Origin of the sequence: Okeania sp. SIO3I5, from assembly GCF_010672085.1 — a bacterium.
Classification (GTDB): domain Bacteria; phylum Cyanobacteriota; class Cyanobacteriia; order Cyanobacteriales; family Microcoleaceae; genus Trichodesmium.
The window spans coordinates 1-2,250 of record NZ_JAAHHT010000479.1; the positions used below are offsets into that span (position 1 = coordinate 1).

Here is a 2,250-nt window from a genome sequence, read left to right on the forward strand (position 1 = left end):
TCTGAAGAATGGTATGAACTAGAAGAAGAAGCATGGGAAAAAATCAATCAATAAATCCTCAAAGAGGAGAAATATATTTAGTAAATTTTGACCCTAGTCTTGGTTCAGAAATCAAAAAAACTCGTCCGGCATTAATTTTGCAAATATTATATAATATAACAGTCTAATCGGTTACTTGCCGAGTTTTCCGATTAATTAACCAACCCAAACGCATCCCGTTTTTTCCCACTACTAATTTCTTCTCGAATAGACTTATTAATTGCATCTACCAAAAACAAGCGATCGCTAATAGAAAATTCCCTAATAAATTCAACTAATTCTTGCCAAGACAAACTCCCCAACTCTGACTCAACATTTGCCTTTCCTTGAGGTAACTTTCCCGACTGCAAACTCTCTAGCAAATCATTACGAAGTGCCTCTAAAAAACCACAATCATTGCCAATATCTGATGCCTCATCCTCATCTATATTTTCAATTTCCTCCAAACGTTTTTGATAACTTGCGATTTGCTCTTCAATTGCCTCAATAATAAATTGTGTTGCTTTATAAGATAGTTTCATTATTAAATTTCCTTTCTTTACTAATTGGGTAAAATTTTAGCACATTAAAATAATAATTGATCCCTTTTTATAGCCTAGATTATCCTTTTAAAATATGTTCCTATTTCTCTAAGAGCTGCTTTATATTTTTCTAATGGCATAGTATAACTTGGAGTCCATAACCAGTGATTATTATAATCATTAATCAGCGTTAGTGCCACAGGAATCTCAGTATCTCTTTCTAATTTCCACCAATTTTTACCTTTTCTGGGAAATGCAAATGTAGAAATACCACCTTCCAAACTGCTATTAACCCAAATTTCTTCATTAATAAGATAAGTAGCAATATCTTTAGTGCGGACGTTATCCATACGTGGAGAGTTTGCATTTCCTTGTCGATATAAATTAATAGATGTTTTTGCCATTAAGCATGAGTTTCTAATTAATTATTGATATAATATAACAGTAAAAATAGCAAACTCAAACCCAATGATAGCTAACCAAAATCAGTTCTATGTTTCTCCAGAAGACTATTTAGCAGGAGAGCGACAAAGTCCGATTAAACATGAGTATAGACGAGGCAAAATTTATGCAAGGGTAGGGGTTTCTTTACCCCACGCTATTATTGCTGGTAATTTAATCACATTATTGGGTAATCATCTTATTGATAATGACTTTATTGTACTTAATTCTGATATTAAAATTCGCCTAGAAGAAGCTAATTGTTATTATTATCCTGATGTGGTAGTAACTTGTGATGAACGGGATTTAAGTTCAAATGAAGACTTTATTCTTTATCCGTCTTTAATCATAGAAATTTTGTCTCCAAGCACAGCTAAATTTGATAGAGGAGGCAAATTTACCGATTATCAAACGGCTACAAGTTTACAAGAATATATATTAGTTAGTCAGTCTGAGATGACTATAGAATGTTTTCGGAAAAATGAACAAGGAATTTGGATTTCTCAAACTTATAGCAGGGGAGAAAAAGTTAATTTTGCCAGTTTATATTTTAATTTTCAGATTGAATTAATCTATCAAAAAGTTCCTGGGATAGAAGGAAGAAGTAATATTGAATCCGCTTACTGAGGTACAGCTATCACAGGCAAGATGCCTGTGGTACAAAAGTTGGATTCTAAAAATACTGGAAATTATCTAAAAATAAAGCCATAATTCCTAAAATCATAACTATTCCCAAGACATATATATAGATAGTTGTTCTTTGAGCCATTCCCCATATTTGACGATAACTAAGTTTATGATTTTGAATCAACATAAAAGCGGGAGGAGTAAAAATAAAAGGCAATATTTTACTCAATAATAACCGAATAAAAAAGTTAATACTCCATAGTCGTTTACCAAGAATATCTTGATTATATTGCCACGGAAAAGCAGTTTGAGCCAAACGTATTAAAGGCTTCATATCTGGAGAACGTAAAGACTCAAATAATGGCAAAGCATCAGAGATAATATCATTAGTTTTATCAAGTGCTTGATTAAGTATAAAAACATCTTCCAATGCTGAGTTAACGCCTTGCCCAATATCTGGCGGAAAACAATGAACGGCATCTCCTAATAAAATTACTCCACTAGAATTATCTGTATTTGATAATAAGTAATGCAACCCAGAACAATATTGAGCTATGGGAAAATATCCACCCTCACTTTTAGCAAAACGCTCTTTTTCTTCTGATAAAACTATTTCATTGAT

General features: G+C 32.3%; 5 protein-coding genes. 2 read left to right on the plus strand and 3 right to left on the minus strand.

The genetic code is table 11. The annotated features are described in order from the left end of the window. Positions 1 to 32 precede the first annotated feature (32 nt). On the plus strand, positions 33 to 167 hold the full coding sequence (locus F6K40_RS39805) for a type II toxin-antitoxin system PemK/MazF family toxin (protein WP_293145723.1): 135 nt from the start codon (positions 33 to 35) through the stop codon (positions 165 to 167). A 24-nt stretch (positions 168 to 191) separates the two neighbouring features. On the opposite strand, the gene F6K40_RS39810 is transcribed toward F6K40_RS39805, so the two are convergent. Together F6K40_RS39810 and F6K40_RS39815 are read right to left on the minus strand one after the other, a co-directional pair. Then, complete coding sequence (locus F6K40_RS39810; protein WP_293145725.1) at positions 192 to 560, minus strand: hypothetical protein; 369 nt, start codon at positions 558 to 560, stop codon at positions 192 to 194. A gap of 74 nt (positions 561 to 634) precedes the next feature. Beyond that, positions 635 to 964, minus strand: coding sequence for a Tse2 family ADP-ribosyltransferase toxin (locus F6K40_RS39815; protein WP_293145728.1), 330 nt, complete (start codon positions 962 to 964; stop codon positions 635 to 637). A 64-nt stretch (positions 965 to 1,028) separates the two neighbouring features. On the opposite strand from F6K40_RS39815, the gene F6K40_RS39820 reads away from it, so the two are divergent. After that, entirely contained in the window at positions 1,029 to 1,628 is a 600-nt protein-coding gene (locus F6K40_RS39820) for a Uma2 family endonuclease (protein ID WP_293145731.1), read from the plus strand. Positions 1,629 to 1,674: 46 nt separating this feature from the next. Here F6K40_RS39820 and F6K40_RS39825 read toward each other — a convergent pair. Beyond that, positions 1,675 to 2,250 (minus strand): FAD-dependent oxidoreductase (locus F6K40_RS39825; protein WP_293145734.1); only part of this gene is annotated, 576 nt, incomplete at its 5' end.

What these genes read in the sequence shown, in the direction of transcription:
- F6K40_RS39805 (WP_293145723.1), top strand. Translation starts at nt 33, where the DNA reads ATGGGAAAAAATCAATCAATAAATCCTCAAAGAGGAGAAATATATTTA.
- F6K40_RS39810 (WP_293145725.1), bottom strand. Translation starts at nt 560, where the DNA reads ATGAAACTATCTTATAAAGCAACACAATTTATTATTGAGGCAATTGAA.
- F6K40_RS39815 (WP_293145728.1), bottom strand. Translation starts at nt 964, where the DNA reads ATGGCAAAAACATCTATTAATTTATATCGACAAGGAAATGCAAACTCT.
- F6K40_RS39820 (WP_293145731.1), top strand. Translation starts at nt 1,029, where the DNA reads ATGATAGCTAACCAAAATCAGTTCTATGTTTCTCCAGAAGACTATTTA.